This window comes from Rhodoferax sp. (assembly GCF_018063565.1).
In the GTDB taxonomy this organism is placed as follows: domain Bacteria; phylum Pseudomonadota; class Gammaproteobacteria; order Burkholderiales; family Burkholderiaceae_C; genus Rhodoferax.
In genome coordinates this window covers 1-3193 of record NZ_JAGPBB010000179.1, presented here as the reverse complement: position 1 = coordinate 3193, position 3193 = coordinate 1, and the positions used below count along the sequence as shown (strand labels likewise).

The window sequence follows — 3193 nt, the reverse complement described above, 5'->3', positions numbered from 1 at the left end:
TGACCTTGATTGGTGTGGTGCTGGCGCTATTGATGTTTAACTCGACCTTGTCGATGTTCTCGGTGATTGGCGTCGTGATGCTGATGGGCCTGGTCACCAAGAATGCGATTTTGCTGGTGGACTTTGCCATTCGCGCGCGCAGCGAACACACCGACGACCTGGGTCGCACGGTACCTGGCCTGCCGCGCCATCAGGCCCTGCTGCTGGCCGCCCGCGTGCGGCTGCGGCCGATTCTGATGACCACGCTGGCGATGATCTTTGGCATGGTGCCGCTGGCCTTTGCGCTGTCCGAAGGTGCCGAGATGCGCGCACCCATGGGGCAGGCGGTGATTGGCGGCGTCATCACCTCATCGCTGCTGACGCTGGTGGTGGTGCCGGTGGTGTACTGCTACATGGACGATCTGGCGCTGTGGCTGCGCACTTGTTACCGTAAATCCTTGGTAAAGGCCACAGACCGCGTCGGTGAATGATCCCGCCGACAGCTAAAATTGAAACACCAACGCTACCATACCCCCCGGAGTAAGAAGTGAACCTGCAAAACTTTGAACAAGCCCGCTACAACATGATTGAGCAACAAATTCGCCCCTGGGACGTGGCAGATGCTGCCGTGCTCGGACTGCTTTCCAAAGTCAAGCGCGAAGAATTTGTACCGGCCAGCTACAAAGGGATGGCTTTTGCGGATATGGCGATTCCATTGGCGTCCGGCCAGTCCATGTTGCCGCCACGTGTGCAAGCTCGCCTGCTGCAGGATGCTGCCGTTCAACCCAGCGACAAGGTACTCGAGATCGGCGCTGGGTCAGGTTTTATGACTGCATTGCTGGCCAACCAGGCGCAGCGGGTGATTTCCTTGGAAATGGACGCCGAGCTGGCGGACTCTGCGCGAGCCAATCTGCAAAATGCGGGTGTGCGTAACGCTGAAATACGCCAGGCTGACGGCTCTGGTGGAGCACCCGCCGACGGGCCGTTCGACGTCATTCTTCTGGGTGGGTCTGTGGCTGAAGTACCCCACACCTTGCTGGCGCAACTCAAGATTGGCGGGCGTCTGGTCGGGATTGTGGGTGACGAGCCCATCATGCATGCCTGCGTGATCACCCGCACCAGTGAAAACAACTTCAAGACCGACGAGAAGTGGGACGACAACGCGCCGCGCCTGCAAAACTTTCCGCAACCCTCAGGATTCAAGTTCTGACATGTTGACTCAGATCCGACCGGCGCAGCTTGCCGACTGGCTCGAGTCGGTGCGTGAGCACGGCCAGCCGGTGGTGCTTGACGTACGCGAGCCCTATGAACTTCGCATGTCGAGTGTCAAGGCCGAAGGGTTCGAGCTGATCAGCATCCCGATGGGCGTGATCCCGCCGCGCCTGCACGAACTTGACCCGCGCCGACCCGTCGCCTGCTTGTGTCATCACGGCGGGCGCAGCATGCAGGTCGCAAGTTTTCTGAAAGCCCGTGGCTTTGATCATGTCGCCAACATTGCCGGAGGCATTTACGCCTGGTCGGCGGAACTTGACCCGACCGTACCTCGCTATTAGCCCAGCGAACCCGGTCATCATCGCATTCAGATTCATTTCCCCTTTTTGCCCTCCACTTCTGCGCTCACCATGAACACTTTCCGTCTGCATCCACTTCTTTTGGTCATGGCCAGCGCGTTATCTGGACCGGCAATGGCCCAAAACCTCAGTGACTTGTATGAAGCGGCGCGCGGCTTTGATGCCGGCTATCAGTCGGCGCGCCTGCAGTACGACGCCAATCTGGCCAAAGCCGACCAGGCGCAGGCAGCCATTTTGCCCAGTGCCAATCTGGCGATGGGCATCAACCGCACCCATGTTTCAAGTGATTCCAGCGGTTTTGATCGGGGTGGTTTTGGCAGCCAGTCTGCCACGGTGAGTGGCTCCCAGCCTCTTTATCGCCCGGCCAACCGTGCCACAGCCCAACAGGGTTCCAAACTGATCGAAATTGCTAAAGCCCAATTGACAGCAGCCGAGCAAGACCTGATCGTGCGGGTTAGTCAAGGGTATTTCGACGTGTTGGCTTCTTCCGAGACCCTGACCTTCATCAAGGCACAAAAAGCAGCGGTCTCCGAACAACTGGCGTCGGCAAAACGCAACTTTGAAGTCGGCACCTCCACCATCACCGACACCCGGGAAGCTCAGGCCAAGTACGATCTGGTGATCGCGCAGGAGATCGCCGCCGACAACGACCTGCGGGTCAAAAAACTTGCGCTTGACCAACTCACTGGCAAACTTGATGCTGCACCAAAACCGCTGAAAGCGTCTGCGGGCATCAGTCCGGTCAGCCCGGCGGACGTTGGTGTCTGGGTTGCGCTGGCCCAGGAAAAGCACCCCAACGTCCTGCAGGCACAGTTGGCCCTTGAGGTGGCGCAGCTTGAGACCCAAAAGGCAAAGGCCGGGCATTTGCCGACGCTGGACCTGACAGGCAGCTACAACATCACCCAAAACAATGGATCATCCAGCACCACGCAAGATTACCGTAGCAATGTGGCTGCCGTCGGGTTGGCATTCAACTTGCCCCTGTTTGCTGGTTACGCCACACAAAACCGCATCAAGGAAACTCTAGCGCTGGAAGAAAAGGCCAGCACCGATCTGGAAGGTGCCCGCCGCGCCGTCGCCCAGGCCACACGTACCGCTTTTTTTGGTGTTCAGTCTGGGCTTGGCCAGGTGAAGGCGCTGGAGGCGGCTGAAGCCTCAAGCCAAAGTGCACTCGAAGCCAACAAACTGGGCTACCAGGTGGGGGTGCGCATCAATATCGATGTGCTTAATTCACAAAGCCAGCTTTTTGACACCAAGGCCAAGCTCGCCAAGGCGCGTTACGACGTACTGGTCGGTAGCCTGAAACTGCGCCAGGCCAATGGCACCCTCAGCGCCGATGACCTGCAAGGGCTTAATGCGCTGATTGCCCCTTGAGGTGCACCAGGCCCAGCGGCCCTGGTGACACCAAGCTGTTTGTCATGGCAACTGGTAGACGTAACTGATACCAATAAAACTGGCGCTTTGACGCTCCTGCTGGGTGACCGTGGTGCCATCGGAGTAGGTGTAAGGAACACCGTTGTACGCCCATGACCAATCGTTGAAATGGGTGTTCTGATGAATAAAGTCCACGCGGATGGCGGAGCGTTTATCCAGCGCGTACTTGCCAAAGAGCTTCAGAACACTTTGACGTAGCACGATGTCAG

The 3193-nt window shown here is 58.2% G+C and carries 5 protein-coding genes; 4 read left to right on the top strand and 1 reads right to left on the bottom strand.

Going from position 1 to position 3193, the window contains the following annotated elements:
* From KBF66_RS19300 to KBF66_RS19285, 4 genes are all read left to right on the top strand, one after another.
* Window positions 1–470 (top strand): efflux RND transporter permease subunit (locus KBF66_RS19300; RefSeq protein ID WP_296661354.1); only part of this gene is annotated, 470 nt, incomplete at its 5' end.
* A 92-nt stretch (window positions 471–562) separates the two neighbouring features.
* On the top strand, window positions 563–1189 hold the full coding sequence (locus tag KBF66_RS19295; protein ID WP_296661356.1) for a protein-L-isoaspartate O-methyltransferase: 627 nt from the start codon (window positions 563–565) through the stop codon (window positions 1187–1189).
* A gap of 1 nt (window position 1190) precedes the next feature.
* Window positions 1191–1532 (top strand): rhodanese-like domain-containing protein, encoded by a 342-nt coding sequence (locus tag KBF66_RS19290; RefSeq protein WP_296661353.1) that lies wholly within the window; start codon window positions 1191–1193, stop codon window positions 1530–1532.
* A 69-nt stretch (window positions 1533–1601) separates the two neighbouring features.
* The gene (locus KBF66_RS19285) at window positions 1602–2924 is read left to right on the top strand and encodes a TolC family outer membrane protein (RefSeq protein WP_296661350.1); all 1323 of its coding nucleotides are present in this window, start codon (window positions 1602–1604) and stop codon (window positions 2922–2924) included.
* Between the two features lie 42 nt (window positions 2925–2966).
* Here the strand turns inward: KBF66_RS19285 and KBF66_RS19280 are convergent.
* Window positions 2967–3193 (bottom strand): MtrB/PioB family outer membrane beta-barrel protein (locus tag KBF66_RS19280; RefSeq protein ID WP_296661348.1); only part of this gene is annotated, 227 nt, incomplete at its 5' end.

What these genes read in the sequence shown, in the direction of transcription:
- KBF66_RS19295 (WP_296661356.1), top strand. Translation starts at nt 563, where the DNA reads ATGATTGAGCAACAAATTCGCCCCTGGGACGTGGCAGATGCTGCCGTG.
- KBF66_RS19290 (WP_296661353.1), top strand. Translation starts at nt 1,191, where the DNA reads ATGTTGACTCAGATCCGACCGGCGCAGCTTGCCGACTGGCTCGAGTCG.
- KBF66_RS19285 (WP_296661350.1), top strand. Translation starts at nt 1,602, where the DNA reads ATGAACACTTTCCGTCTGCATCCACTTCTTTTGGTCATGGCCAGCGCG.